The organism is Herbiconiux sp. J20-20 (genome assembly GCF_057365085.1).
Window position 1 is genome coordinate 1,846,586 of record NZ_CP195122.1, and the last position, 25,107, is coordinate 1,871,692.

At 69.8% G+C, this 25,107-nt stretch carries 24 protein-coding genes and 1 tRNA gene; 13 read left to right on the top strand and 12 right to left on the bottom strand.

Translation table 11 applies throughout. From position 1 onward, the window contains the following. Nucleotides 1-5: 5 nt before the first annotated feature. Nucleotides 6-683, top strand: coding sequence for a TetR/AcrR family transcriptional regulator C-terminal domain-containing protein (locus ACR3ZA_RS08915; protein WP_473661618.1), 678 nt, complete (start codon nucleotides 6-8; stop codon nucleotides 681-683). On the opposite strand, the gene ACR3ZA_RS08920 is transcribed toward ACR3ZA_RS08915, so the two are convergent. The 7 genes from ACR3ZA_RS08920 to ACR3ZA_RS08950 all read right to left on the bottom strand — a co-directional run bounded on the left by ACR3ZA_RS08920 (nucleotide 663) and on the right by ACR3ZA_RS08950 (nucleotide 7,041). Next, the gene (locus ACR3ZA_RS08920; protein WP_473661619.1) at nucleotides 663-1,262 is read right to left on the bottom strand and encodes a DUF2202 domain-containing protein; all 600 of its coding nucleotides are present in this window, start codon (nucleotides 1,260-1,262) and stop codon (nucleotides 663-665) included. The two genes, ACR3ZA_RS08915 and ACR3ZA_RS08920, sit on opposite strands and share 21 nt — an antisense overlap. A gap of 68 nt (nucleotides 1,263-1,330) precedes the next feature. Continuing rightward, a complete protein-coding gene (locus ACR3ZA_RS08925) occupies nucleotides 1,331-2,560 on the bottom strand; it encodes a Dyp-type peroxidase (protein WP_473661620.1) in 1,230 nt (409 codons plus the stop codon). Then, on the bottom strand, nucleotides 2,560-3,087 hold the full coding sequence (locus ACR3ZA_RS08930; RefSeq protein WP_473661621.1) for a copper chaperone PCu(A)C domain-containing protein: 528 nt from the start codon (nucleotides 3,085-3,087) through the stop codon (nucleotides 2,560-2,562). The genes ACR3ZA_RS08925 and ACR3ZA_RS08930 overlap by 1 nt, the downstream gene beginning before the upstream one ends. Nucleotides 3,088-3,125: 38 nt before the next feature. Then, nucleotides 3,126-3,740 carry a copper resistance protein CopC gene (locus ACR3ZA_RS08935; RefSeq protein ID WP_473661622.1) on the bottom strand — a complete coding sequence of 205 codons (615 nt, stop codon included), beginning with the start codon at nucleotides 3,738-3,740 and terminating at the stop codon, nucleotides 3,126-3,128. A gap of 113 nt (nucleotides 3,741-3,853) precedes the next feature. Beyond that, a complete protein-coding gene (locus tag ACR3ZA_RS08940) occupies nucleotides 3,854-4,555 on the bottom strand; it encodes a hypothetical protein (RefSeq protein ID WP_473661623.1) in 702 nt (233 codons plus the stop codon). Between the two features lie 331 nt (nucleotides 4,556-4,886). Then, on the bottom strand, nucleotides 4,887-6,005 hold the full coding sequence (locus tag ACR3ZA_RS08945; protein ID WP_473661624.1) for a glycerate kinase: 1,119 nt from the start codon (nucleotides 6,003-6,005) through the stop codon (nucleotides 4,887-4,889). Nucleotides 6,006-6,645: 640 nt separating this feature from the next. Then, a complete protein-coding gene (locus ACR3ZA_RS08950) occupies nucleotides 6,646-7,041 on the bottom strand; it encodes an ACT domain-containing protein (protein WP_473661625.1) in 396 nt (131 codons plus the stop codon). Between the two features lie 93 nt (nucleotides 7,042-7,134). Between ACR3ZA_RS08950 and ACR3ZA_RS08955 the strand changes: the two genes are divergently transcribed. After that, nucleotides 7,135-7,207: transfer RNA gene (locus ACR3ZA_RS08955), tRNA-Arg, on the top strand. Between the two features lie 70 nt (nucleotides 7,208-7,277). Here the strand turns inward: ACR3ZA_RS08955 and ACR3ZA_RS08960 are convergent. Then, on the bottom strand, nucleotides 7,278-8,462 hold the full coding sequence (locus ACR3ZA_RS08960) for a substrate-binding domain-containing protein (RefSeq protein ID WP_473661626.1): 1,185 nt from the start codon (nucleotides 8,460-8,462) through the stop codon (nucleotides 7,278-7,280). A 463-nt stretch (nucleotides 8,463-8,925) separates the two neighbouring features. Between ACR3ZA_RS08960 and ACR3ZA_RS08965 the strand changes: the two genes are divergently transcribed. From ACR3ZA_RS08965 to ACR3ZA_RS08995, 7 genes are all read left to right on the top strand, one after another. After that, the gene (locus tag ACR3ZA_RS08965) at nucleotides 8,926-9,876 is read left to right on the top strand and encodes a substrate-binding domain-containing protein (protein ID WP_473661627.1); all 951 of its coding nucleotides are present in this window, start codon (nucleotides 8,926-8,928) and stop codon (nucleotides 9,874-9,876) included. Nucleotides 9,877-9,971: 95 nt separating this feature from the next. Beyond that, nucleotides 9,972-11,486, top strand: a complete 1,515-nt coding sequence (locus ACR3ZA_RS08970) for an ATP-binding cassette domain-containing protein (protein WP_473661628.1) — start codon at nucleotides 9,972-9,974, stop codon at nucleotides 11,484-11,486. Then, nucleotides 11,483-12,493: an ABC transporter permease subunit gene (locus tag ACR3ZA_RS08975; RefSeq protein ID WP_473661629.1), complete on the top strand. Its 1,011-nt coding sequence runs from the start codon at nucleotides 11,483-11,485 to the stop codon at nucleotides 12,491-12,493. The genes ACR3ZA_RS08970 and ACR3ZA_RS08975 overlap by 4 nt, the downstream gene beginning before the upstream one ends. Before the next feature lie 11 nt (nucleotides 12,494-12,504). Continuing rightward, a complete protein-coding gene (locus tag ACR3ZA_RS08980) occupies nucleotides 12,505-13,548 on the top strand; it encodes an ABC transporter permease subunit (protein WP_473661630.1) in 1,044 nt (347 codons plus the stop codon). Beyond that, entirely contained in the window at nucleotides 13,545-14,108 is a 564-nt protein-coding gene (locus ACR3ZA_RS08985) for an RpiB/LacA/LacB family sugar-phosphate isomerase (protein ID WP_473661631.1), read from the top strand. Before ACR3ZA_RS08980 ends, ACR3ZA_RS08985 begins: the two co-directional genes overlap by 4 nt. A 54-nt stretch (nucleotides 14,109-14,162) precedes the next feature. Beyond that, nucleotides 14,163-15,632 (top strand): FGGY-family carbohydrate kinase, encoded by a 1,470-nt coding sequence (locus ACR3ZA_RS08990; protein WP_473661632.1) that lies wholly within the window; start codon nucleotides 14,163-14,165, stop codon nucleotides 15,630-15,632. Between the two features lie 20 nt (nucleotides 15,633-15,652). Beyond that, nucleotides 15,653-16,414 (top strand): class II aldolase/adducin family protein, encoded by a 762-nt coding sequence (locus tag ACR3ZA_RS08995; RefSeq protein ID WP_473661633.1) that lies wholly within the window; start codon nucleotides 15,653-15,655, stop codon nucleotides 16,412-16,414. Between the two features lie 28 nt (nucleotides 16,415-16,442). On the opposite strand, the gene ACR3ZA_RS09000 is transcribed toward ACR3ZA_RS08995, so the two are convergent. Together ACR3ZA_RS09000 and ACR3ZA_RS09005 are read right to left on the bottom strand one after the other, a co-directional pair. Beyond that, on the bottom strand, nucleotides 16,443-19,211 hold the full coding sequence (locus ACR3ZA_RS09000; RefSeq protein ID WP_486179529.1) for a helix-turn-helix transcriptional regulator: 2,769 nt from the start codon (nucleotides 19,209-19,211) through the stop codon (nucleotides 16,443-16,445). 167 nt (nucleotides 19,212-19,378) lie between these two features. Beyond that, nucleotides 19,379-20,005, bottom strand: coding sequence for a hypothetical protein (locus ACR3ZA_RS09005; RefSeq protein WP_473661635.1), 627 nt, complete (start codon nucleotides 20,003-20,005; stop codon nucleotides 19,379-19,381). A gap of 225 nt (nucleotides 20,006-20,230) precedes the next feature. On the opposite strand from ACR3ZA_RS09005, the gene ACR3ZA_RS09010 reads away from it, so the two are divergent. Continuing rightward, complete coding sequence (locus tag ACR3ZA_RS09010; RefSeq protein WP_473661636.1) at nucleotides 20,231-20,827, top strand: hypothetical protein; 597 nt, start codon at nucleotides 20,231-20,233, stop codon at nucleotides 20,825-20,827. After that, nucleotides 20,824-21,480 (top strand): hypothetical protein, encoded by a 657-nt coding sequence (locus ACR3ZA_RS09015; RefSeq protein ID WP_473661637.1) that lies wholly within the window; start codon nucleotides 20,824-20,826, stop codon nucleotides 21,478-21,480. The genes ACR3ZA_RS09010 and ACR3ZA_RS09015 overlap by 4 nt, the downstream gene beginning before the upstream one ends. Here the strand turns inward: ACR3ZA_RS09015 and aroE are convergent. After that, on the bottom strand, nucleotides 21,477-22,328 hold the full coding sequence (aroE, locus tag ACR3ZA_RS09020; RefSeq protein ID WP_473661638.1) for a shikimate dehydrogenase: 852 nt from the start codon (nucleotides 22,326-22,328) through the stop codon (nucleotides 21,477-21,479). The genes ACR3ZA_RS09015 and aroE overlap by 4 nt on opposite strands. A 190-nt stretch (nucleotides 22,329-22,518) precedes the next feature. Here aroE and ACR3ZA_RS09025 point away from each other — a divergent pair, with 190 nt between their 5' ends. Both ACR3ZA_RS09025 and ACR3ZA_RS09030 read left to right on the top strand, forming a co-directional pair. Then, nucleotides 22,519-23,247 (top strand): peptidoglycan DD-metalloendopeptidase family protein, encoded by a 729-nt coding sequence (locus ACR3ZA_RS09025; protein ID WP_473661639.1) that lies wholly within the window; start codon nucleotides 22,519-22,521, stop codon nucleotides 23,245-23,247. Nucleotides 23,248-23,315: 68 nt separating this feature from the next. Beyond that, nucleotides 23,316-24,260, top strand: a complete 945-nt coding sequence (locus ACR3ZA_RS09030) for an alcohol dehydrogenase catalytic domain-containing protein (RefSeq protein WP_473661640.1) — start codon at nucleotides 23,316-23,318, stop codon at nucleotides 24,258-24,260. A gap of 19 nt (nucleotides 24,261-24,279) precedes the next feature. Here the strand turns inward: ACR3ZA_RS09030 and ACR3ZA_RS09035 are convergent, their stop codons facing one another. Further along, nucleotides 24,280-25,107 carry a ferritin-like domain-containing protein gene (locus ACR3ZA_RS09035; protein ID WP_473661641.1) on the bottom strand — a complete coding sequence of 276 codons (828 nt, stop codon included), beginning with the start codon at nucleotides 25,105-25,107 and terminating at the stop codon, nucleotides 24,280-24,282.

Consider the following 25,107-nt stretch of genomic DNA (forward strand, 5'->3'; position numbering starts at 1 on the left):
GTGCGATGGCACAGACGAAGAGCCGGTCGCGCACGTCGCTCGACCGCGACCGGATCATCGACGGGGCGGTCGAGCTCGCCGACGAGACCGGGCTGGAGCCGCTCACGATCCGGCGGCTCGCCGAGCACCTTGGGGTGCGCCCGATGAGCCTCTACCACTACGTCTCGAACAAGGACGACATCGTCGACGGCATGGTCGGTCGCGTCTTCGACGAGGTCGAGCGGCCCGATCCGGAGGCGCCGTGGAAGGAGGCGGTCGCGAGTCGTGCCCGCTCGCTGCGGTCGGCGCTGCGCCGGCACCCGTGGGCGATCCCGATCATGGAGTCGCGCCGCACCCCGGGCCACGACATCCTCGAGCATCACGAGGCGATGCTCGCGACCTGGTTGGGCACCGGCTTCCCGCTGCCGATCGTCGCGCACGGGCTCGCGGTCGTCGATGCCTTCGTCTACGGCTTCGCGCTGCAGGAGGCGGCGCTGCCGTTCGGGGAGAACGACGGCGATCTCACGGAGGCGAGCGAGCAGATCATCGCACCGCTGTCGCCTGAGCAGTATCCGGCGCTGACGCGGTTCACGGCCGAGCACGTCATGCAGCCGGGCTACAGCTTCGGCGACTCGTTCGAGGCCGGCCTCGGGTTCGTGCTCGACGGTGTCGAGCGCGCGGGATCAGCGCTGGCGCTCGAATGACGCGAGGTGCTGCTCTGACCCGGCGAGCAGTCGCTCGTAGGCGCTGATCGTCGCCGCGTCGTCTTCCGCCGCGATGGCGTCAGTGAGGTCGGCGATGTCCTTCGTCTCGATCAGGATCCCGACCTGGATCGCCTCGTCGAGGCTCGTCGTCCCGCGGGCGACGAGCTCGTCGTAGAGCGACTGGAGGTCGGGGTCGGTGAGCACGCCGAGCTCGTCGGACCGCGGGTCGGCGATGCCGCGCGCATCGAGCACCGGCACGAGGATGCTCTGGTGAGTCGTCTCGCTCTCGAGAATGTTGGCGAAGATGCTCGCCCCCCAGGTCTCGTGCATCGTGGTGTAGACGTCGTGCGCGAGCTTTTCCTCTTCGATCAGGTAGCGGAGCGTCGCTGATGTCTCGGGGGATGCCGAGGCAGGAGTCTCATCGGCGGTCGTCGCTTCGTCGGAGCCCGTCGGTGCCGCAGGGTTCGACGCTGACTGGTCGGTCGCCGGTGAGTTGAGCACGATGACGGCCGTGGCGGCGCTTCCCAAGGCGAGCACGCCGAGAACGGCGGCGACGATGAGGGTGCGCGTGGGTGCCATGTCTCGAGCCTAATACCCCAGAGGGTATCGGCAAGGGCGGCGCCGCAATGCTCGGCCAGTTCGGAGGATCAGGCCAGGATTCCCTCCCCGATGAACCCCCCGCTTTCGCAGCCGGGCGGAATCGCGAAGACGGCCGATCCGATCGGAATCGTCCACTGGTTGAGCAGGTCGAGCTCGTCGAGGCGACGCTGGATCGGCACGAACTGGGTCGTGGGGTCGGCCTGGTATGAGGCGAAGATAAGGCCCGAATCCGACACACTGCCGTCCCCGCCGGGAGGCAGGTCGTAGTTGTAGCCGCGACGGAAGATTCGCTCGCTGCCGTCGCCGCGCGCGCGGCGGATGTGGGCGAACGACGGGATGACCGGGAACCCCGCGGCACCGGTCGCATCGAAGTCGGGCTCGTCGGTCTCGTCGACGCCGGTGAGCGGGGCCCCGTTCGACAGCGTGCGTCCGACCGACTGCTCGCGACCGGAGCGGTCCAGCTCATCCCAGGTGTCCAGCGTCATTCGGATGCGGCGCACCACGAGACTCGTGCCGCCCTCGATCCACCCGCCGGTCGACCAGACCACCGAGTCGAAGTCGCTCGTTCCCGGCACCGGGTTGACGGTTCCATCGACCTGGCCGAACAGGTTGCGCATCGTCGTGCCCGACTTCTCGGTGCCGCGGGCGCGGCGGAAGCCGTCCTGGCGCCAGCGCACCGCGGCGAAGCGCCGCGCATCCTTCAGCAGCATGCGGACCGCGTGCGCGACGGTGATCGGGTCATCGGCGGCGACCTCCAGCAGAAGGTCGCCGCCGCTCCACGCCGCGTCGAGCTGGTCGACCGAGAATGCGGGAAGCGGGGCGAGCCAGCCGGGAGCGGCCGCGCCCGTGCGCGCGACGAAGCCCGGGCCGAAGCCGAACGTGACGGTGAGGCGCGCCGGGGCGAGAGCCAGTTCGGGCTCCGAGTCGGCGAGAGCGGATTCGCCCTGCGTCAGGCGCGCCGCGTCGTCGGTCAGGATGCGCATCAGGCGCCGCAGGCCGTCGCGGTCGACATCGGGCTCGAGGTCGAGGCCGAGGAACGCGCTGTGCGCCTGCGGGACGATCGCGACACCCGCCTGATGGGGTCCGTAGAAGGCGATCGTCTCGGAGCCCGTCGTCTCGGGAACCTCCGTCGCCGGGGACGAGGTCGCGCTCGCGGACGAGAGTGCGAGCTCGGCGCCGATCGCGGCCGCGGCGCCGAGCCCGGCGGCAGCCCCTCCGAGGAGGAGCTGCCGACGGTTCACCCCGCGCCCGGAATCGGCACTCCGGGCGGAGGGCACTAGTCCTCCTCGCCCACGTAGGTCTCGTTCGCGCCGGAGAAGTCCTTGGCGGGAGCGACGAACGTGAACTCGGAGCCGTCCGAGAAGCTGAGCGTGATCTCGATCTCGTCGCCCGCGACGAGCGGGGCGGTCAGCCCCATCAGCATCAGGTGGTTGCCGCCCGGCTCGAGCACGAGCGTGCCGCCGGCGGGCACGACGAAGCCGCCCTCCTTCTCCTGCATGGACATCGAGCCGCTGCCGTCGTCGACGGTCTCGTGCAGCTCCATCATCGTCGCGGCCGCGCTCGTCGACGCGAGGATGGTCACCTCGGTGTCGCCGGTGTTGGTCAGCTCGCCGAACGCGGCCGACATGCCCTCGTCGGCGGCCTTGACCCAGGCGTTCGCGACGCTCACGTTCTCGGCGGCGGTCGTCGTTGTGACCGTGGCGGGCTCCGCGTCGGCGGTGGGGGCGCATCCGGCGAGGACGAGTGCGGCTGCCGCGGCAAGAGCGAGCAGGGCCGCCGGGCGTCGGGTGGGTGTCGTGTTCATGGTGTTGTTCCTTGCTGTCGTTGAGAAGAGGTGCGTGGTCACGCCGAGCCGCGCTCGGTCGTGCCGGGTGAGGTGCCGCCTCGTCGCTGCGAGCTCAGCGCGAGAGCGAAACCCGCGAGAGCGATGGCGGCGCCGACGAGGCCGACGAGGATCAGCCGCGGAGCATCGATGCCCCCGGCCGGGGTGACGTCGCCGTCGTCTCGCCCCGCGGCGGCCTCGGCCGCCGCGGTCGCGGACTCCGTCGGAGTCGGCTCGTCCGCGACCTCGCCCACCGTGAACGGCACGATCCCGCTGATCGGGTGCCCGTCCTGGGACACCACCTGCCAGCGGATCTCGTACCGGCCGTCGGGCATGCCGCTGGCCAGCGCGATGCTCACCGTGGCGCCGTCGTAGGCGAGGTCGCCCTGTGTCCAGGACTGCTCCGCCGCATCGACGACGAGGATGGCCCCGCCGACGTCGAGGAGCTCGTCCGCGAAGCGCAGCGAGACCTCGTCGGGTGGAGCGTCGAGGGCTTCACCCTCGGCGGGGGTCGATTCGAGGAGCTGATCGTGTGCCTGCGCGGCGTCGGTGACGCCGAGCAGGCTCCACGACACCGCGGCGACCGCGAGTGCGGCCAGTGCGATGCGGAGTCGCCCGAGGGCGGGTGCTGACATGGGGCATCCAATGCGGGAGCGCGGCAGGGCCGAGCCCAGCCGAAACGAGTGCGACGTCGGGGCCGCCGAGTCGGCGGCACGGTCCCGAGGGCACGCGAGTGCTCCTCGGGGCGTTAGAAGAGTGCGAGCGCGATCCGGCGCGGGGGGCCTCGGCGCGAGACCGATGCCGTCAGCGCGGCGCGGGCGAGCCCGCCCTCGGCGCCGCCCGCGGCGGCGAGTCGCGCGACGCGGGCCGGCATGGCGGCGGCGTGCGCGAGACGGGGGGCAACCGCGCGCGCGAGCAGCGCGGCCAGGAGCAGGGCGAGGCGTCGCAATCCGGCGAGGGCGGTCTCGCCGCGCCGGATCAGTGCGATCGTGGCGACCGCGGCGACCCCGTGCCCGAGCCACATCCAGCCGTCGCCGTGACCGGCGTGTGCGCCGGCGCTGGCGAGCGTTGTGATGGTCGAGGAGCTGTGGCCCGCGTGGACGCCCCCGGTGTCGGTGACGACGATGGTGGAGCCGCTGGCCCCGAGCACGAAGAGCCAGTGGAACAGGAACTGGCTGGCCAGCACGGACAGCCCGAGACGCGGCAGCGACAGCGCGCGACCCGAGAGCGGCAGGCAGACCAGCACCGAGAGCGTGACGGGAACGAGGATGCCGACGAGGCCGGGGACGGATCCGCCCGCCAGCACATGCGAGATGAGGGCGACGAGCGTCGACGAGACGGCGACGAGCAGCGCCTTCGCCGTGCGAGCCTGGCGTGAGGCGGGCGCAGCGGCGGTCCGCGCCGAGGCGGAGCTGCGGCCTCGCGCGGCCGAGGCGGGACGCGAACTCATCACTCTCATTCTACGAGCCGCCAGCGCGGCGCCGAGGTGCGCAGCGGGCGGAGAACGTGGAGGTTCGACTATACCCCAGGGGGTATAGTGTGAGCACCTCGTTGCCGCAGCGACACCGCCGCGGCGCATCCACGAACCCCCGGCGTGCTGTCGGGAAGAGAAGGAGAACACCGATGTGCCAAGCCGTCACCTGTCGCAAGTGCGGAAAGACCACCTGGTCGGGCTGCGGGCAGCATGTCAATCAGGTCATGCGCGGTGTGCCGAAGTCGCAGCGCTGCGAAGGGCACCAGAACGAGGCCCCGAGCGGATTCTTCGGGCGGCTCTTCGGTCGCTAGAGCGACTCGGATCGACCCGGCCGCCACGGTTCGCGCGCGGCAAGCTCCGCTCCGGCGGCGCGCAACCAGCGCGCCGGCTCGGCGATCGCGTTCGCGCTTCCGCCGGCGAGCTCGGTGAGCGTCACGAGGCCTCGCGGGTCGGGGTTCGACCGCGGGTCCTCCGCCTGCCCGGCGACGATGCACACGGTGGCGCCGCGGGACTGTGCCAGCTCAAGCAGGTGTCCGACGACCTTGCCCTGAAGCGAGGTGCGGTCGAAACGACCCTCGCCGGTGATCAGGATGTCGCCCGCCGACAGGTCATCCGTCAGGCCGGTGAGGGCGGCGAGTTGGTCGGCGCCGGGCCGCAGCTGCGCCCCCCACACGGCTCGAAGTCCGAAGCTCGTGCCTCCGGCGGCTCCGTCCCCGGGCTCGTTGCCGCTGTCGCCGAGCAGCGCCGCGAGCCGCCCCAGCCCGCGGTCGAGCTCGCGTACCTGCGCCGCGGTGGCGCCCTTCTGCGGCCCGAAGACGGCCGCGGCCCCGTGGGCGCCGAGCAGGGGTGCGGTCACGTCGCTCAGGCAGACGATGCCGCCAGCCGGGGCGGGGCGCAGGTCGTCGAGTTCGATGCGGTCGAGGGCTCCGAGTCCGCCGCCGCCGAGTTCGATCGGTTCGCCGGCCGCGTTGAGGAACCGGGCGCCGAGTGCCGTCAGCGCTCCGGTTCCACCGTCGGTGCTGGCCGAGCCGCCGAGTCCGACGACGATGCGACTCGCGCCCGCATCGAGAGCGGCAGCGATCAGCTCGCCGGCCCCGACGGTGTGCGCGCCCATCGGGTCGAGCTCGTCGACCAGCGGCAGGCCGCTGCTCTGCGCCATCTCGACGACGGCGGTTCCGTCGCCGAGCATGAGCCACTCGGCGCGCACCTCGCGCGACTGCGGGCCGCGCACGACGGCCTCGTGCCGGACCGCTTCCGGGTGCGAGGTCTCCACCGCGTCCAGGGTGCCCTCGCCGCCGTCGGCCATCGGCTTCAGCAGCACGGTGTCGCCGGGCCGCACCTCGCGCCAGCCCTCGGCGATCGCGCGGGCGGCATCCCGTGCCGAGACGGTTCCCTTGAGGGAGTCGGGGGCAACAATGACGCGCACGATGTCCGACTCTAGCGGCCGCGGGCGGCGAGGCCGGAGTCGCCTCAAGGCAGCGCGAATGCACGGATTCTTGTACCCCGAAACGCCCCGGCCCTGTATCGGGGTACAAGGTGTCACGGTCGGAGTGGGGGCACTGCGGGGGCGATTCGGCTCCCGATGTTCATCGAGATGCCGACTAATCGGGGTACAAAAGGAGCGATTCTGGGCCCGAAAACGGCCCTCAGGGGCCATTCGGGGCACATTTGCCCCCCGGAGTGGGGAGGCAATACCCCCCGAACGGGTGTCGGCATTGTGGAGGACGACTGCTTAGTCTATGTGCGGGGGACAAAACAGGTCCCCCAAACCCCGGACCTTCATCACCCCGAACCGATTAGGACACATCATGCTTGAACTCGCTCCCGCCGCCGCACTCGCCGTCACCGCGTTGCTCGCCGCTGCGTGCTTCATCGCCGCCGCTGTCCGCCCCGGCCCCGGTGCACGCCGCGCCTGACCCCTCTGAACTCTCAGACACGGCGCCCCTTGTGAGCTTTCCCACGTCGTGGTGACCGGGCCTTCGGGCCCTAACCCGCATCACTGCGACGCACCTCACACCCCGATTCGACGAAGCGCGGCAGCTCCCCGGCTGCCGCGCTTTGTTGTGTCAGGAGTCGCGTCGGGCCAGCTCGCGCAGCGCGCTGAGCGCGGTCGCGGCGTCATCGATGCCCACGAGCACATGGTCGTGATGCAGCCCGGCGATGACGTTGCAGCTCACGCCGACCTCGGCGAGGGCGGCGGAGAACGCCGCCGTCAGTCCGACGGCGTCGAGCGCGGAGTTCACCTCGAGCGTGATCCACGCCGCAACGAAGTCGTAGTCGAGGCCGGCCGCGTCGGCGACCTCGCGCGACACGACGGCGCACACTCCCTCCGGCTCACGGACGAGAGCCTCGATCTGATCGCGCTCGAGATCGTCGGTCGCGGCGACGAAGACGAACTCTCCGGGTCGCCGCACGGGCGACATCGACCGCAGAAGCTCGTTCAGATCACGGATGCCAGCCACGCACCGAGCCTACGGCTGGCGGTCGACGACGGCTCGATTTCTCGGGCGCCGATTGCGCTGTTATGATCGTCCGGTTGACCACCGCGTCAACATGCGCCCGTAGCTCAACGGATAGAGCATCTGACTACGGATCAGAAGGTTGGGGGTTCGAATCCCTCCGGGCGCACACTGGTTGAGACAGTGAAACCCCGGTCGCCGCGTCAGCGGAGACCGGGGTTCTTTCGTTTCTGCGCGGGTCAGCTGCTCGTCTCGCGCGCGCGCCGGTCGCTGGATGCGCGCAGCACGAGCTCCGGCGTGAGCACGATCTGCCGGTGCACGTGCGCCTCGCCGCCGACCGCGTGCTCGAGCAGCAGTTGCGCCGCGAGCGAGCCGAGCTCGCCGATCGGCTGGCGGACGGTGCTGATCGGCACCACCCAGTCCTGGGCGAAGTCGATGTCGTCATAGCCGATCAGGACGACGTCCTCGGGAACACGGATGCCCGAGCGCGACAGGCCGCGGTAGACGCCGAAGGCGAGCATGTCGTTTCCGCAGAAGATGGCGCCCGGCAGGTCGCCCGCGAGGAGAAGCTCGACGGCTCGTTCTCCTTCGGGGACGCCGAGACCCGAGGCGCTCACCTCGACGAGTGCTGTTTCGGGATCCAGGCCGGCCCCGACGATCGCGTCGACGACGCCCTTGGAGCGCTGCGTGAATTGGCGAAGTCCGGGGGGCCCACCGACGAAGGCGATCCGGTCGTGTCCTTGTCGGAGCAGGTGCTCCACCGCGAGGCGGGCGCCGAGCACGTTGTCGACCGACACCGAGCACTCGTCGGGGCCGCCCTCGTAGTCGAGGTAGACCACCGGGAGGCCGTTGGGCGCCTCGATGTTGATGATGCCGTTCTCATCGGCCTGGTCGGCGGGCGTCAGCAGCACGCCGCGCACCCGCTGCGCCGCGAGCATCGTCAGCAGCTCCTGCTCGCGCTCCACGTCGCTCTCCGAGTTGCAGAGCATGACCACGTGGCCCGCCTCTCGGACCGCATGCTCGACCGCGCGTGAGGCGCCCATGTAGAACGGGCTTGCGGTGTCGAGCACGACGAGCCCGATGACGTCGCTCGAGAGTCCGGCGATCACGCGGGCCTGCTGGTTCGGAATGAAGCGCAGCTCGGCGATCGCGTTCTCAACGAGGGTCCGAGTGCGCGTGGTCACGCGCTCCGGATGGTTGATCACGTTCGAGACGGTGCCGACGGAGACCCCGGCGAGCGCGGCGACATCGCGGATCTGGGGAGTGGCCCGGGCGCGACGTGCGTCCTCGGCGGCGATGACCGCCGACGCCACCGAGGCGGAGGCGACGGACTGGAGTTCCGGGCGCACCGAGGCGCCGCGGGCCGAATCGCCGCTCGCACGGCGCGCCACGGCGTCGTCAGCGTCGATCTTGTTGCGACCCAATGCCCATCACCTCGTTGTTCGGGAACATCATAAGGTCCGCTCAGCAACCGGCGGAGGAGTCGTGTTGTGTTTCGACTGGACGGGTGCTAACTTTTGGACCGGTTCAATTATGGACCACAAAACGGACACGCCAACGACGTCAGGGGGCCGGGATGATCGAGCACAGCTGCTCGCCTCGTCACGCGAACGTGACGACTGGTCGTCCGTTGCGAGACTCCCACCTTGCGTGTCTCGTGGCGAGGAACCGCCGATCGGACTCCCGGGGGCGCGGCGCTTCACGCGCGCATTCGGTCATGCCGCGCGGCGGGTGGTCGACGTTCGACGACGCACCTAGTCGGGTGTTCAGCGACCACGCCGAAATGTCACATCCCCAATAAACAAGGAGAAACGAATGAAGCAACGACGCTTTAAGGCCATTGCGGTCGGGCTCAGCCTCGCGGTTGGTCTCAGCCTGTCGGCTTGCGTGACGGATGACAGCACGTCCGCCGAGGGCGAGCACACGATCGTGATCGTGCCCAAGGACTCCACGAACCCCTGGTTCGTCCGCATGGAAGAGGGCGTCAAGGCGTTCGCTGCCGACTCGGGCCTCGACGTCTACCAGAAGGGACCGTCGGAGACCGACGCGACCATGCAGGCGCAGGTCATCCGTGACCTGATCGCGCAGGGTGTCGACGCGATCGGCGTCATCCCGGTCGACCCGGGCGCCCTGGAGCCCGTGCTCAAGGAGGCGCTCGACGCCGGCATCGTGGTCGTGACGCACGAGGGTGCGACGCAGGAGAACACGATGTACGACATCGAGGCGTTCAACAACACCGACTACGGCGCATTCATCATGGACAACCTCGCCGAGGCCATGGGCGAAGAGGGCCTGTACACGACGATGGTCGGTCACGTGACCAACGCGTCGCACAACGAGTGGGCTGACGGCGCCGTGGCGCACCAGGCCGAGGCATACCCGAACATGACGCTGCTCGAGGCGGAGCCCCGCGTCGAGTCGCAGGATGACGGCGAGGTCGCGTACCAGACCGCCAAGGAGCTGTTCAAGAAGTACCCCGACCTCAAGGGAATCGTCGGCACCTCGTCGTTCGACGCCCCCGGTGTCGCGCGTGCGATCGAGGAGCTCGGTCTGACCGGCAAGGTCTTCGTCAGCGGAACCGGCCTGCCGGCCGCGAACAAGGAGATCCTCGAGAAGGGCCTCGTCCAGTCGCTCACGCTGTGGGACCCGGCCGACGCGGGCTACGCGCTGGCCTCGCTCGCCGCGAAGATCCTCGACGGCGAAGAGATCGTCGACGGACTCGACCTCGGTGTCGCCGGCTACGAGTCGATGCAGTTCTCGTCGGTCAACCCCAAGGTGCTCGAGGGCGCCGGCTGGGTCGTCATCAACAAGGACAACGTCGACAGCTTCGGCTTCTGATCACTCGTTCCTGATGTGACGACCGGGGTGGGGCGACGCACCCGCCGCCCCACCCCGGTCGAACCATGTCTTCACCCCTCAGAAAGGTTCCGTTGATGACTGAGCTCCTCGCGGTACGCAACGTGAGCAAGTCGTTCGCCGGCGTTCACGCCCTCGACGACGTCAGCCTCACCATCGGTCGTGGAGAGATCCACTGCCTCGCCGGTGAGAACGGCAGCGGAAAGTCCACCCTCATCAAGGTGATCTCCGGCGTTCACGCCCCCGACGGCGGAACCATCGAGATTGACGGGACTCCGCACAAGCGCCTCACCCCCATGGCGGCGATCAACGCCGGTGTGCAGGTCATCTACCAGGACTTCTCGGTCTTCCCCAATCTGTCGGTTCTCGAGAACCTCGCCCTCACCAGCGAACTCGCGGCCCACCGCAAGCTCATCAACTGGCGCCGGATGCGCCGCATCGCCGAAGAGGCGGTCGCCAAGATCGATTTCAACATCGACCTCGATGAGAAGGTCGGCCGGCTCTCCATCGCCGAGAAGCAGCTCGTCGCGATCTCACGAGCGCTCATGAGCGACGCGAAGCTCATCATCATGGACGAGCCGACGACGGCTCTCACCACCCGCGAGGTCGACGCGCTGTTCCGCATCATCCTCGATCTGAAGGAACGCGGCATCTCGACCCTGTTCGTGAGCCACAAGCTCGAAGAGGTCTTCGAGATCAGCGAGAAGTTCACGATCATCCGCAACGGCCGCAGCGTCGCCACGAAGCGGCCCGACGAGCTGGATCGCGCCTCCTTCTCCTATTACATGACGGGTCGCGAGTTCGAGCCCGCCCACTTCGCCGCTCCCGCCGACCCGGGCCCCCCCATCCTGGAGGCGCGTGATCTGGGCGCTGACGGTGCCTTCGCCGACGTGAATTTCTCGCTGCACCGCGGTGAGATCCTCGGCATCACCGGGCGACTGGGCTCCGGTCGCACCGAGCTCGCCCTGTCGCTGTTCGGCGCGCTCAAGGTCGACCGCGGCCAGATCCTGCTCAAGGAGAAGCCGGTCGTGCTCAAGGGCATCCGCTCAGCGATCTCGCACGGCATCGGCTACGTGCCGGAGGACCGGCTCACCGAAGGCCTCTTCCTCGAGCGGTCGATCGGGGCGAACGCGATCATCTCCGAGATCGACAACATGGTGACCCCGCTCGGCCTTCTCGACCGGCAGAAGACCCGCACCGAGGCCCAGCGCTGGGTCGACGAGCTGAAGATCGCCACCCCCGACCCCGAGAACGCGGTGAACACCCTCTCGGGCGGAAACCAGCAGCGCGTCGTGCTGGCGAAGTGGCTCGCCACCCAGCCCGAGGTGCTGATCCTGAACGGTCCGACGGTCGGCGTCGACATCGGATCCAAGAGCGACATCCACGCGATTCTGCAGGACCTCGCCCGCAAGGGCATGGCCGTGATCGTCATCTCGGACGACCTTTCCGAGGTCATCGAGAACTGCAGCCGAGTGCTCGTCATGAACGACGGACGCATCGTCGCCGACCTCGACCCGGAAGAGACATCCGAATCCGAATTGGCCGCGCTGATGGCTCACGACGAGTCCGAAGAAGCAGGAGTACAGCGATGAAAGCGATCGTCCACAAGCTGACGAGATCGAACGAGTTCTACGTCTTTCTCGTGATCGTGGCGTTGAGTGTGGTGATTCAGGCGCGAAGCGGTCAGTTCTTCACCGCCAACAACCTGGTCGACATCGCCAACGCGATGGTCGTGCCCGGGCTGTTCGGAATCGGGGCCTTCATGGTGCTGGTGTCCGGCGGCATCGACGTCTCGTTCCCGGCGCTGTCCTCGCTCGCGGTGTACGCGACGACCCGCATCCTGGTGGACGCGGGCTACGAGGGGGCGCTGTGGCTGCCGTTCCTGCTCGCCATCCTGTTCGGCGGCGTGCTGGGAGCCTTCAACGGTCTGCTGACCTCACGGATCGCCATCCCCGCGCTGATCATCACGCTCGGAACCGCGAGCGTCTTCTCGGGGGTGATGCAGGGGGCGCTGAACTCGGTGCAGATCCCGAACATCCCGATCGCGATGAAGGAGTTCGGCACGGGCGCCCTGTTCATCGCGACCAACCCGGATTCCGGTCTCACCTCGACGATGCCGGTGTCGTTCCTGCTGTTCGCCGGCGTGCTCGCTGTGGTGTTCTTCCTCATGAAGTTCACGACCTTCGGCCGTGCGATCTACGCGATCGGAGGCGACGAGAGCGCCGCCGAGCGCGCCGGGTTCAAGGTCAAGCGCGTCAAGTTCTGGCTGTACGTGCTGGTCGGCGTCATCGCGGCCCTCGCCGCCCTGGTCCGCACCAGCATGATGGGCCAGATGCACCCGACGAACCTGCTCGGCATCGAGCTGCTGGTGATCGCCGCCGTCGTGCTCGGAGGCACCGCCATCACCGGCGGAACCGGCTCCCTGACCGGTGTCGTGCTCGGCACGCTGCTGATCGTGATCGTGCAGAACAGCATGATTCTGGTCGGCATCCCCACCTTCTGGCAGCGCTTCTCGCTCGGTGTCCTCATCATCGTCGGCACGGGAATCTCGGCCATCCAACTCAGCCGTTCGCGCAAGCGTTCGATCGTCACGGTCTAAGGAATCACGACATGTCCGTATTCAGCACCGCATCGGTCCGGATGCGCGCGCTCGCCAAGGATCCGCAGGTCACGCGCCTCGCGGTGATCCTCGCCCTGCTGCTCATCTTCTTCGCCGCTGTGCGCACGCCCAGCTTCGTCCGGCTCTCCACCTGGCAGTCGATGGCGGTCCAGTTCCCCGAGTTCGGGCTGATGGCGCTCGGCGTTATGCTCACCATGATCATCGGCGGCATCGACCTCTCGGTCGTCGCGATCGCCAACATGACGGGCATCGGCGCCGCGGTGATCATGCTGTCGATCGCCCCGGCCGGGTCCGACCCGAGCCAGGCCTTCCCGGCGATTCTCGCGGCGGTGGCGTTCTCGCTGGTCGCGGGGGCCTTGGCCGGCATGTTCAACGGGTTCCTGGTCGCCAAGATCAAGATCCCGGCGATCCTGGTGACCCTGGGAACGTTCGAGCTCTTCACCGGCATCGCGGTGATCATCACGCAGGGCAAGCCGATCAGCGGCCTGCCGAGTCAGTACAGCGAGGTGTTCGCGGCGAAGCTCGGCGGCGTCGTGCCGATGCAGCTGGTGATGTTCGCCCTCGTCGTGGTCGTGATCTGGTTTCTGATGAGCCGCACCGCCTTCGGCACGAAGCTGTACATGCTGGGCACCAACCCCACGGCCGCCGAGTTCAGCGGGCTCAACACCGTCAGCCTGACCGTGCGCACCTACATGCTCTCGGGCATCTTCTCCGCGGTGGCCGGGCTCGTGATGCTCGCGAACTACAACTCGGCGAAGGCCGACTACGGCTCGACCTACACGCTGCTCGCGGTGCTCATCGTCGTGCTCGGCGGCGTGAACCCGAACGGCGGATCCGGGCGCCTCGCCGGAACGGTGCTCGCCGTGGTCGTGCTGCAGGTGCTGTCGTCGCTGCTCAACACCTTCCCCGACATCAGCAACTTCTACCGCCCGCTGATCTACGGCGGTGTCCTGCTGCTCGTGATCGCGTTGAACCAGTGGTACAAGCCAGGCAATTTCGCCCGGTTCTTCACGAGAAAGGGAGAGGGATCATGAAGACCGTCCAGGACAAGCAGGTCGTCGTCGGTGCCGACTTCGCGGGCTTCCCGCTGAAGGAAGCCGTCAAGAGTCATCTCGAAGAGCGAGGCTGGACCGTCACCGACCTCACCCCGTCGATCGACGACGTGCCGATGTACCACCGCGTCGGCTTCCGCATCGGCGCCGAGATCGCTGAAGGCAACTTCGAGAAGGCGCTGGCCTTCTGCGGCAGCGGCATGGGCATCCACGTCGCCGCCAGCAAGGTGCCCCACGTGCACGCCGCGGTGGCGGAGAGCGTGCAGGCGGCCGAGCGGGCGAGCACCGCCAACAACTGCAACGTGCTGGCGATGGGCGCGTTCTACACGGCCCCGCGCCTCGGCATGGCGATGGCGGATGCGTTCCTCGAGCACTCCTTCGGCGAGGGCTACGAGAACTGGGAGGACTTCGACACCTACCACCGCGTCGGCTACGAGGAGTGCGAGAGCTTCGACTACGAGCGCTACAAGGCCAACGGCTTCCAGGTCGACGACCCGTCGACGGCTCCGCTCGGCCCGGAGCCGCGCGGACTCGCCTACTGAGTCGCGTCGGCTGACGCGGACACCCCACGCACCGAGCGAAAGCCACGACCGATCATGACGAGCTCCTTCCTGCCTGCCTCCGAGGGGCCGCGCGCCTTCGCCGCGGTCGACCTCGGGGCGAGCAGCGGCCGCGTGGTGCTCGGCGCCTACCGCGACGGCGCGCTCGACATGACCGAGGTGCACCGCTTCCGCAACGGACCGATCGACCGCGACGGCAGCCTCGAGTGGGACGTCGAGACGCTCTTCGACGAGACGATCGTCGGGCTGCGGCGCGCGGTCGAGCTGCTCGCCGAGCGGGGCGAGCGCTTGCAGGGCATCGGCATCGACAGCTGGGGCGTCGACTACGGGCTCATCGACCCGGAGCACGGATTCACCGGACGGGTGAAGAACTACCTGGGCGCCGATCCGGCGGAGCCCGAGCGCGCAGCCGAGCACGTTGCCCCGTCGCGCGCCTACGAGATCACCGGGGTGCTCACCCAGCACATCAACACGGCCTATCAGCTGCGCACGGATGCTCGGAACGGGCTCGCCCAGCCCGGTCCGACGGTGCTGCTCACCTCGGATCTGTGGGTGTATCTGCTGACCGGGGTGCAGGAAGCGGAGTACACGATCGCATCGACGACGCAGCTGCTCGATCCCGAGTCGCGCGCCTGGTCGATGGAGCTGCGGGGCGCCTGGGGGCTCGACGACTTCCGCTTCCCGGAGCTCGCCGCCACCGGCACGCGCGCCGGGGCGACCACCGCCGAGATCACCGAGCGGATCGGCTCGACCGAGCCGGTGCCCGTGTTCCACGTCGCCCAGCACGACACGGCCTCGGCCCTCGCCTTCGCCGTTCCCGGCTCTGGAGAGCTGCTGGTCTCGAGCGGCAGCTGGTCGCTGGTCGGGGTGACGCTGGAGAAGCCGCTTCGCTCACCCGAGGCGAGCGAAGCGGGGTTCACCAATGAGCTCGGCGTCGGAGGCTCGACCCTGCTGGTGCGCAACCTGCCGGGAATGCTGATCCTCAGCGGATGCGCCCGCGTCTGGTCGGAGCGCGACGGCGCCCCGATCGATGTCGTCGACCTCGTGACGCGGGCGGCGGCCGAACAGGCTCCCGCCTCGCGTTTCGACGTGGCCGATCCGCGACTGCTGTCGACCGATGACCCCGCCGCGGTCATCGCCGAACTCTGCCGCGAAGCCGGATCGCCCGCACCCGAGACCCGCCTGGCGGTCGTCGCCTCGATCGTCGAGAGCCTCGCCGCCGCGTACGCCGACTCGGTGGCCGCGTGCGCCGCGCTCAGCGGACGGCCGATCACCTCGATCCGGATCGTCGGGGGCGGCTCGCGCAATGCGGCGCTGTGCCGCCGAACCGCCGAGCTGGCGGGCCTGCCGGTGACGGCCGGGCCGGCCGAGGCGTCCGCGCTCGGAAACCTCGCCGTCCAGCTAGTCGCCGCCGGCGCGGTGACCGATATCGCCGCCGCCTACGCCGCCGCCGAGCGCTCGCTCGCCGAGGTGCAGCACTACGCCCCCACTCGGCTTCCCGCCTGACCACTCAAGGAGACCCCGCCGTGACCGCACACTCCTCGCCCGAGACTCTTCGCGCTGAGCTCGTCGACCTGTCGCACGAGCTGGGCCGACCGGATCGCGACTGGACGATCCTGGCCGAAGGCAACTCCTCGCTGCGGAGCGGTCCCGACAACTTCCTGGTGAAGGCGAGCGGAGCCTGGATGAGCCGAGCCGTCGCCGACGACTTCGTCGAGGTCTCGCTGCCGACGATGCTCGAGCTGATTGACTCGCCGACCGCGGGCGACGCTGAGGTGAGCGCTTACTTCTCCTCCGTCGCCGAGACGGCCCCGGGAGGCCGTCGGCCCTCCGTCGAGTCGCTGTTGCACGCGGTGTGCCTGGACCTGCCCGGGGTCACCGCGGTCGGCCACACGCACCCGACGGCGGTCAACTCGCTGCTGTGCTCCCCGCACGCCGCGAGCCTGGTCGACGGCTCCCTGTTCCCCGACCAGATCGTGGTGCTCGGCACCGCCCCGCTGCTGATCCCGTACGTCGACCCGGGCCTGAAGCTCGCGCAGGTCGCCCGGCAGCTGCTGGCCGAGCGCTCCGTGCCGCGTGCGATCTACCTTCAGAACCACGGCATGTTCGCCCTCGGATCCTCGGCCGCCGAGGTGGTGCAGATCACGCAGATGGCCGTCAAGGTCGCGACCGTGATCCTGGGCTCGCTGGCCGCGTCAGGCCCCACCTACATGGACCCCGTCGAGGTCGCGCGCATCGACACCCGCCCGGACGAGCTGCTGCGCCGCCAGGCGCTCGCCGAGAGCTAGGCGCGCGCGGCGCTTCGGCGCCAGCGATTCAGATTCCGCGGGCGGCGATCACCGCAGCTTCGGTGCGGGATGTCACGCCGAGCTTGCGAAGCAGGTTCGAGACGTGCACCGAGGCCGTCTTCTCGCTCATCCCCAGCCGCTGACCGATCAGTCGGTTGCTTCGGCCCGTTCCGAGCAGTGCGAGGACCTCGCGCTCTCGCGGAGTGAGACGCGCGCCCGTCGCGGCGCCCGTGGCGGCGAGCGGCGCCGATGTGCGCAGCGCGGTCGCGCGGGTCAGTTGCTCCAGCGGCGGCGAGTCGAGCGCCTGCGACTGGGCGAGCGCGGCATCGAGCAGGGCGTGGGCCTCGCTGGTCGCGCCGAGCGCATCGGCAAGACGGCAGGCGGAGATGATCCGCATGTGGTGCCCGCCGACATACGACCGCCACGACTCTGAGGCCTCGCGCCACAGCTCCGCGCGCGCGTCGGGCGCGGCGGCCTCGGCGCGCGCGCTGAGCGCCCACGGCGTGAGTGCGGCGACGCCGGCGTGATCGGAGCGCAGGAGATCGAGCGCCCTCGCGGCGCTCGCCGCGGACCCGCGTCTGGTCGCGCCAGCCAGACCGGCGACGGCGAGGTAGACCAGCTCATTGGTGGCGGCGGCGGTGAGGCGACCGCGCCGCGTGAGGGCCTGCGTGGCCGTGCGCTCCGCGGTCGCGAGATCGCCGCGCAGCAGAGCGAGCCAGGCCGCCGCGATCGCGTGGGCGGGGTCGTGGGCGGCGCCGAGTTCGGCCGCCGCGTCGAGGGCGGCCGCCGCGTCATCCCAGCGCCCCGAGAGCGCACTCAGCTGGGCGTGACTCAGGGGAAGGATCGCCGAGTATCGTCCGTCACCGCTCGACTCGACGATCATGTCGCGCGCCTCATCCCACCGGCCCGCCGCGAACAGCGCGCTGAGGGCGAATCCGGGAAGCGCGTCGCGGAAGACGACCTCGTCTCCGGTGTCCTGCGTTCGGGCGAGCCCGGCAAGCGCCTCCTCGGCGGCGTCGTGCGGGCGGCCGACGTGGGTCAGCATCGCGGAGATCGGCAGGTGCGAGGTGAGCGATCCGATGCGGAAGCCTGCTTCGTCGGCGACCGACCGTCCGCGCAGCGCCAACTCGGTGCCGTCGTCGACCGCGCCGAGCATCGCGAGTGCGCATCCGGCCTGCACCAGGGCCTGGCTCAGCAGGGGCGGACTGCCCAACTCCTCCGCGATCGTGATCGCGCGGCGACCGTGTTCCCACGCGCCGGCGGGATCGGTGTCCCAGTGCCAGGACTCGGCCAGAAGAATCCGCGCCTCCAGGGGCGGCGGCGCGTCGCCGATCAGGTGACGGGCCCGCTCAAGCGCCTGCTCCGCGTCGAACGCCGAGTGGTAGCCGCGTCTCAGCAGTTCGGCCAGCAGGAGGTGGCGATCGCCGAGTTCGGCATCCGAGGCGTCGTCCACATCCACGGCCCGTCGCACCAGGGCGACGGCGTGCCGATTGCGCCCGCTCAGCTCTGCGGGGAACGCCGCCCGGCACAGCAGCGTGCCGAGATTCACCCCGAGAAGAGCCTCGGGCTCGGCAGCACGCGGCCAGAGGGCGATCGCTCGCTCCAGGTGCTTCAGCGTCGCCGCGTGGGCGCCCGCGGCCGAGGCCTCCGCCGCTGCCGCGAGTGATGCGCGCACGGCGTTGTCGAGGTCCCCCGACCGCGACCAGTGGTGGGCGATCGTGGCCGCCGGAGACCGACCCGCGAGCGAGGGGTTGCGTTCCAGCGCCTGCGCGATCGCGGCGTGTGCGTTGTGCGATTCGATGACGGGGGCGGTCTCGACGATCACGTCGGTGAGCAGCGGGTGCCGCACATCGAAGGTCTGCGTGTCGGCCGCCCACACGACGACGTCGACGGCGCGCGCCGGCTCGAGGAGTTCCGTCAACTCCTCGACCGGGCAGGCGGAGACGTCGGCGAGCAGCTCGGGTTTCACCGGCGATCCGGCGAAGGCGCACAGCCGGACGAGCGCCCGCGTCGGTTCCGGGAGCGCATCGAGGGTGGCTTCGAACAGATCGCGGAGCTGACGGGAGGTTCCCCCGTCGCCACGATCGATCGACTTGGCGAGCTCACGCGCGTACAGCGGGTTGCCGAGCGAGCGAGCGCTCACCTCGTCGATGAGCTCGCGCGAGGGCGTGTGGCGCAGCAGACCGCGGACGACGTCGGCGAGATCGCGTGCCGAGAGCCCGGGAAGCTCACACACCTGGGCGCCGGGGATTCGGGCGAGCTCGAGAAGGCGGGAGCTGTCGTCATCGCCGGCAACGAGGCTGGGGATGCGGATGGTCGCCACGATCGTGACGGCGGCGTCGCGAAGCCGGCGAGCGAGCGCGTCCACCACGTCGACGGTCGACTCATCGGCCCAGTGCATGTCTTCGACGACCAGGACGACGGGCGACTCCGCGGCACACGCGCGGAGCACCTGTTCGGCCGCGCGGATCATCTCGACCCGACCGGCACCCGGTGTCGGTGCGGCGTCGGGGAGATCCCACCGGAGCCTCCGCGGACGCAGCGGTCCGAGTTGGTCGAGCGTTTCGCGGCCGATCCGATCGATCTCGGCGTCCGTCAGGTGCTCGAAGGCGTGAGCAAGACCGTCCAACGCGACGCCGTCGATCGGCGGGCAATGCCCGATGAGCGCGCGATGGCCTCGGTGCGCCGCACGCCGCGCGAACTCGGCGACGAGGGTCGACTTCCCGATGCCTGCTTCGCCGGTCACGATGACGAGCGCGCCTTCGCCGGTCTCGGCGGTGTCGAGCGAATCGCTCAAGGCAGCCATTTCGGGCTCACGGCCGACGAATGACGTCCTCCGCTTGAGCATCTTCTCGGTCCCCTCGGGTGCGCCCTTGGGGATGTCGCGGCGAGGGCGCGCCCATCACACGCAAGGTCCGTTGCGTTCGACCTTACTGAAGGCGCCGCTGCGCGGGGAGGGACGGGTCAGGGCGTGAAGCACTCGATCGAGAGCTCGGCGTCGGCTGAGCGCTGGATCGCACCGAACGATGACGGGTCGACGAGACCCAAGGTGAGCGACCCGCTCGCGGTCCGGCTCTCCGTGTCGGCGGTCAGCTCCACGGGGAGTCCGCTCGGATCGATCCCCTCCAACTCGGCGTCTCCGCCCGCGACCCACACGTCGCCCTCGGCTGTCGTGAACCGCACCGCGGGCTCGTTGTACAGTGCCGGGTCGTCCATGCGTTCGGGGTCGAGCAGGTTGACGGTCAGGATCGCGCCGGACACCGGGGCGCCCGAGTCGTCCACCGGAAGAAGCCCCGCCTGAAGAGAGGCGCCGAGGACCCGGCAGAGGCTCCCGAACCCGTCGTCGGGCACATCGACGAATTGGTAGGTCACGCCGTCGAGCTGCAGCGTGGCGGCGCCCTCCGAACCGGCAGCGGCAGGCGCGGAATCGGTGTCGGACTGCTCCGCGTCGGCGACCGTCTCGTCGCTCGGCTGCGGGCTGTCAGCCGGTGCCGCGCATCCCGCCAGGAGGCCCGCGATCAGGAGTGCGGAGCTCGACCATGCGATGCCGCGCACAGTGTGTTGACTCGGGGCGGTCGTGGTGGCGCTCATCGGGGCTCCTCGGATCGGCGGACGGAGGGATCTCCGCATCGCGGCGGTCCTGTGCTCCGGACGCCGCGATCTCCATCCAAATCGCCCGCGTCGCGGCGAGGCCATAGTGAATTCGCTTAGCCTCCCCGACCACGACGGCGCCGACTAAGGCAATTGCTGATATCTCGGGGGCGACCTTCTCGGCTTTGCTCGGAGGCAACCGCACGGATAGGGGAGCACCGCCGCATGACGACACGACACCTTCGAGGCCGAATCGGAGGCATGCTGGCCGCGGCCGGGGTGCTGGCGATCTTGACCGGGTGTGCGCCGGCGTCGAACGCCGAGGCGCCGACCGCGACGCAGGACGGCGCCGATGTGGCGAGCGAGGAATCGCCGGCGAGCGCGGAGGTCGGCGAGCGGATCGAGTACACGGGTGCGAGCGAGGCCCACCTGGTGCTCGACGGGGCGCCGATGCGTTTCGTCGGCGACGGCACCGCCGACGGAGGCCGCTGCGTGCAGCGGTCGAACGGGATGCTCGAGGTGGAGCTGCACCTTGCGGAGGTCGACGGCATGCCGTTCTCGGGAGAGGGCGACAACCCCGAGCTGGTCCTGGATCTGCCGCTTGCCGGCCTCGCCGCCGACGACCCGGGTGGGGTGCATGTCTTCGCCGCCGGCGGCTGGATCGCCGGCGACACGTTCGCCAACGTCGTCAACAAGGAGACGCCGGAGGTGACGCTGGTCGCCGAGGGCGCGACGGTGCGCGGAACGCAGTTGATGGTCGCGACCACGGCCGTGGGAACCGCCCGCGAGATCGAGGTCGAATTCGAAGTGGAGTGCCGATGATGACAACACACGGGTTGAAGCGCCGCACACGGCGCGTCTGGGCTGCCGCAGCCGCTGCGGTCCTGGGAGTCGGAGCCCTCACCGGGTGCGCCCCCGACATCGGCGGCCTGCTCGAGAGCGCGATCGAAGACGCCGTCAACTCGGAAGGCGGGGACATCGACATCGAGTTCAACGACGGCGGAATCTCCATCGAAGGCAGCGAGAACGGCGAGGAGTTCGCGATCGACCTCGGCGCGGGCGGTGACAGCTGCGCCCCCGAGTGGGTCGCGGCGCCGCAGGGAGACGTCATCTTCGCCCAGCGCATGGTGAGCGGTGAGGGGGAGGTCTGCGTCACCGGGTGGATGGTTGCCGGCACGCCGGACGACGTCCCGCGGCAGAACATGGAAGAAATCGCGGACGGGGATGAGCTGGGCGGCCTCGCCACCCTGATGACAGGGCTTCTCGCCTCCCAGATGGGCGGATCGCTCGGTGACGTCGTCAGCGGGACTCTCGGGGGCGACCTCGACGATGCGGCCGGCCAGCTCGCGGCCGAAGGTGGCGAGCTGACCGTGTACGGCGCCGAGGGGAGGGTCGTAATCATGATCATCTCACCGGGTGCCGACGACGCGCAGACCCAGGTGTCGATGGGGATCACCTGCGAGGGCGGCTGCTAGCCGAACTCGCGGGTGAGCGCTTCACGCATGGCCTCGATCGGGGCCTCGCGTCCGGTCCACGCCTCGAACGCGATCGCGCCCTGGTAGACGAGCATCCCGTGGCCGTTGATTGTGGTCGCCCCGCGGGCGGCGGCCTCGGCGAGGAAGCGGGTTTCGGCGGGGTTGGGGATGACGTCGGCGACGATCATGTCGTCGCCGATCGAGTCGAGGGCGACCGCGGGCATCGCGGTGCTCGGGTACAGGCCCTGGGTGGTGGCCTGCACGACGAGGTCGGTTCCCGTCGGAATCGCCGCCTCCGCATCCCAGGGCAGCGCCGAGGCGCCTGCGACCCCGGTCGCCCGAACCGCCTCGGCCACGGAGTCGGCGTTCGCGGGAGTGCGGTTGACGATCGTGACGTGCTCGACGCCGGCGAGGGCGAGTTCGACGGCGACGGCGCGCGCCGCCCCGCCCGCGCCGAGCACGACGACGCGCATCCCGCTCGGGTCGACCGACTCGTCGTCGCGCAGGCAGCGCACGAAGCCGCGCCCGTCGGTGTTGTCGCCGATGATGCGCCCGCCCTCGAAGCGCAGCGTGTTCACGGCGCCGATGTGCGTCGCCTCGGGGGTGAGCTCATCCAGCAGCGGGATCACGGCGACCTTGTGCGGCACGGTGAGGTTGAGCCCGCGGAAGCCCATCGCCTGCGCGCCCGCGAGCGCGGGGGCGAGGTTCGCGGCCGTGACCGCCAGGAGCTGGTATCGCCAGGGGAGGCCGGTCGCGGCGAACGCGGCCTCAAGCATGAGGCCCGACGGGTTCTCATCGACCGGGGAGCCGAAGACTCCGACGAGTTCGTGGCGGAAACCTGTGGACATGAGCGGCGGGCCTCGTTTCGGACGGCGGTGTCGGAGAACTCGCCACCAGTCTGGCGGAGTTCGCGTGGGTCTGCGACGCGGGCCGCGGAGTGCTCGCCCGAGCCGCCCACTGGGCGAATCCCCAGGATTCGCAGGTTCGGGGTGGATAATCATCGACGGACCTCGCACGTGGCGAGGTCTACTACTCACTATGGCTACTCGTTCCGTTCCGACTCAGCGCGCCCGCGTCCGCCGGGTGCTGTCGTCGACCGGAATTCTGGGTGTGCTCGGTCTCTTCACCCTGACCTTCGCCCTCCCCGGAATCGCCCCCGTCTCGGCGACGCAGTCGTTCGAGGCGATCCCCGTGGCGGAGACCGCCGAGGTGCAGAAGCTCGAGGTCTCGGAGGCGGCCGAGGTCGCCGCGATCGAGCGCAGCGACTACGAGGTCACCACCTACGCCGAACTGCTGCAGGCCCGCTACGGCAACGTCTACGGCGGCTCGGTCGGCGGCACCGGCACCGGAGCCGTTCGCTGGCCGTTCCCCTACGCGGTGCCAATGACCGACGGCTTCGGCCCGCGCGCGGCCCCGTGCAGCGGCTGCTCGACGATGCACCGCGGCATCGACCTGCTTCCGGGCGCCGGCACGCCGATCTACGCGATCGCTGACGGCGTCGTCTCGAGCTATCAGGAGGGCTGGGGCTACGGCACCCACCTCTTCATCGACCACACGATTGATGGCCAGTCGGTGACGAGCCTCTACGCGCACATGCAGACCGGCTCCTCGCCGCTCTCGCCCGGTGACACGGTCGCCGTCGGCGACTTCATCGGACTGGTCGGCGCGACGGGAGCCGTCACCGCTCCCCACCTGCATCTGGAGATCCGCATCGACGGGGTGGCGATCAACCCGCTGCCCTGGCTCGCCGAGAAGACCGGGCGCTGAGCCCGAACGCTCAGACCGGGCAGAAAGGTCTGTTCGGCGCGGAGGTCCGCGACGCGAGACAATGGGGCATGCCCCACATGCTCATCGGCCGTGACTACGGCGACCTGGACCAGCTTGATGTCATCGATGCCGACCTGGAAGGTCCCGGCCCGGGCGACGTGCTCGTCTCGGTGCGGGCGGCCGGCGTCAACCCCGCCGACCTGAAGAAGCTGGCGGGGGAGTTCGGTCGCAGCGACGCGCGTCCGATCCGGCTGGGCTTCGAGATGTCGGGGGTCGTCACCGCCGCCACCCCGGGCGCCGCTGGTCCGGCGGGTCCGATCGAAGTCGGGGATGAGGTGCTCGCCACCGGCGTGAACGGCGCCTTCGCGAGCGACCTCGTCGTTCCCGCCTCCAAGCTGGTGCCCAAGCCCGCCTCGCTCGACTGGGAGCAGGCGGCCGGGCTGCTTCTCACCGGAACGACCGCCTGGCATCTGCTGGAGGCCACCGGGGTGACCGCGGGGGATCGCGTGCTGGTGCACGGCGCCTCCGGCGCCGTCGGCGTCGCCGTCCTCCAGCTGGCCCGTGAGCGCGGCGCCGAGGTCGTCGGCACGGCGAGCCCGCGCAACCACGCCCTGCTCGAGCGCTTCGGCGCGACGCCGGTCGCCTACGGCGAGGGGCTGGCCGATCGGGTGCGCGCGATCTGGCCGGAGGGTCCCACCGTCGCGCTCGACACGGTCGGCACCGATGAGGCGATCGATGTCTCGGTGGAACTCGTCGCCGACCGGCAGCGCATCGCCACCATCAACGGCTGGGCGAAGGGTGCCGAGACGGGCATCCTGATGCTCGGCGGCGGGCCGGGCGCCGACCCGGGAACTCAGCTGCGCAACGACGCCCGGCTGCCACTCGTCGAGCTGGCGGGCGCGGGGAAGCTCGAGGTCGTCGTGGGAGCCACGTTCCCCCTCGGCCAGGGTCGCGAGGCGCTCGAGCTGAGTGCGACCCGTCACGCCGCCGGCAAGATCATCATCCTGCCGTAGCGGGCGTGCGGCGCGGGGACTAGGCGGCGACGGCGACCGGCGTCGACGGCCCGTCGGCGGCGATGCCGCGCGCATCCAGCGCCGTCTCGACGATCGTCAGCCCCTCCATGCCGGGGAGCTTGGCGATGTGCGAGTCGACGTCGCGCACCAGCTTGCGGCCCTCGGTGCCGCGGAAGAGGTGCCCCATCACGTGGGTGACCTCCTCATCGGTCGAGATGCCCGAGCCGACCGGGGCCCAGAACCGGCTGAGCGCGAAGCGCGTGATGATCTGCGCCTTCTTGCTCTTCGCCAGACGCTCACGGGCCTGCGAGGCGTAGAAGGCGACGTGCTTGGTCTCCTGCGCCGCGATCCGCTTCAGCAGCTCGGCGAGCACCGGATGCTTCTCCAGCTTCGCCATCCGCAGGTACGCGGAGTTGGCGCTCCACTCGTTGGCGGCGCCCCAGGACATGTGCACGGCGACGAAGTCGTTGCCGACGAGTCCGCCGAGCAGCGACTGCTTGATCGGGTCGAGGCGGTCCTTCCAGCCCAGCTTGATGCGGGTGGCGGCCAGCTCGTCGAAGTCGACGACGATGTCGTGCTTGGCGAGCACGGCGGCGAGCGCCTCGCCGTGCCAGAACTCCTCGCGGTTCCACATCGTCATGAACGCGCCCACCTCGGGCTCGTTGTGCGAGGGCGTGGTGAGCAGATCGCGCAGGTAGCAGACCGTGTGATATTCCACATCGCACATGTAGCGGAGCGTGCGCAGGCTCTCCGGCGGCAGCGGGTTGTCGTCGAAGGAATCCAGGTCGAGGTCGCCCCAGGCGACCGGCTTCGAGTTGGCGGTGTAGCGGTCGATATCGAAGGCCAT

What these genes read in the sequence shown, in the direction of transcription:
- ACR3ZA_RS08915 (WP_473661618.1), top strand. Translation starts at nt 6, where the DNA reads ATGGCACAGACGAAGAGCCGGTCGCGCACGTCGCTCGACCGCGACCGG.
- ACR3ZA_RS08920 (WP_473661619.1), bottom strand. Translation starts at nt 1,262, where the DNA reads ATGGCACCCACGCGCACCCTCATCGTCGCCGCCGTTCTCGGCGTGCTC.
- ACR3ZA_RS08930 (WP_473661621.1), bottom strand. Translation starts at nt 3,087, where the DNA reads ATGAACACGACACCCACCCGACGCCCGGCGGCCCTGCTCGCTCTTGCC.
- ACR3ZA_RS08935 (WP_473661622.1), bottom strand. Translation starts at nt 3,740, where the DNA reads ATGTCAGCACCCGCCCTCGGGCGACTCCGCATCGCACTGGCCGCACTC.
- ACR3ZA_RS08940 (WP_473661623.1), bottom strand. Translation starts at nt 4,555, where the DNA reads ATGAGTTCGCGTCCCGCCTCGGCCGCGCGAGGCCGCAGCTCCGCCTCG.
- ACR3ZA_RS08970 (WP_473661628.1), top strand. Translation starts at nt 9,972, where the DNA reads ATGACTGAGCTCCTCGCGGTACGCAACGTGAGCAAGTCGTTCGCCGGC.
- ACR3ZA_RS08975 (WP_473661629.1), top strand. Translation starts at nt 11,483, where the DNA reads ATGAAAGCGATCGTCCACAAGCTGACGAGATCGAACGAGTTCTACGTC.
- ACR3ZA_RS08980 (WP_473661630.1), top strand. Translation starts at nt 12,505, where the DNA reads ATGTCCGTATTCAGCACCGCATCGGTCCGGATGCGCGCGCTCGCCAAG.
- ACR3ZA_RS08985 (WP_473661631.1), top strand. Translation starts at nt 13,545, where the DNA reads ATGAAGACCGTCCAGGACAAGCAGGTCGTCGTCGGTGCCGACTTCGCG.
- ACR3ZA_RS08990 (WP_473661632.1), top strand. Translation starts at nt 14,163, where the DNA reads ATGACGAGCTCCTTCCTGCCTGCCTCCGAGGGGCCGCGCGCCTTCGCC.
- ACR3ZA_RS09005 (WP_473661635.1), bottom strand. Translation starts at nt 20,005, where the DNA reads ATGAGCGCCACCACGACCGCCCCGAGTCAACACACTGTGCGCGGCATC.
- ACR3ZA_RS09010 (WP_473661636.1), top strand. Translation starts at nt 20,231, where the DNA reads ATGACGACACGACACCTTCGAGGCCGAATCGGAGGCATGCTGGCCGCG.
- ACR3ZA_RS09015 (WP_473661637.1), top strand. Translation starts at nt 20,824, where the DNA reads ATGATGACAACACACGGGTTGAAGCGCCGCACACGGCGCGTCTGGGCT.
- aroE (WP_473661638.1), bottom strand. Translation starts at nt 22,328, where the DNA reads ATGTCCACAGGTTTCCGCCACGAACTCGTCGGAGTCTTCGGCTCCCCG.
- ACR3ZA_RS09025 (WP_473661639.1), top strand. Translation starts at nt 22,519, where the DNA reads ATGGCTACTCGTTCCGTTCCGACTCAGCGCGCCCGCGTCCGCCGGGTG.
- ACR3ZA_RS09030 (WP_473661640.1), top strand. Translation starts at nt 23,316, where the DNA reads ATGCCCCACATGCTCATCGGCCGTGACTACGGCGACCTGGACCAGCTT.
- ACR3ZA_RS09035 (WP_473661641.1), bottom strand. Translation starts at nt 25,107, where the DNA reads ATGGCCTTCGATATCGACCGCTACACCGCCAACTCGAAGCCGGTCGCC.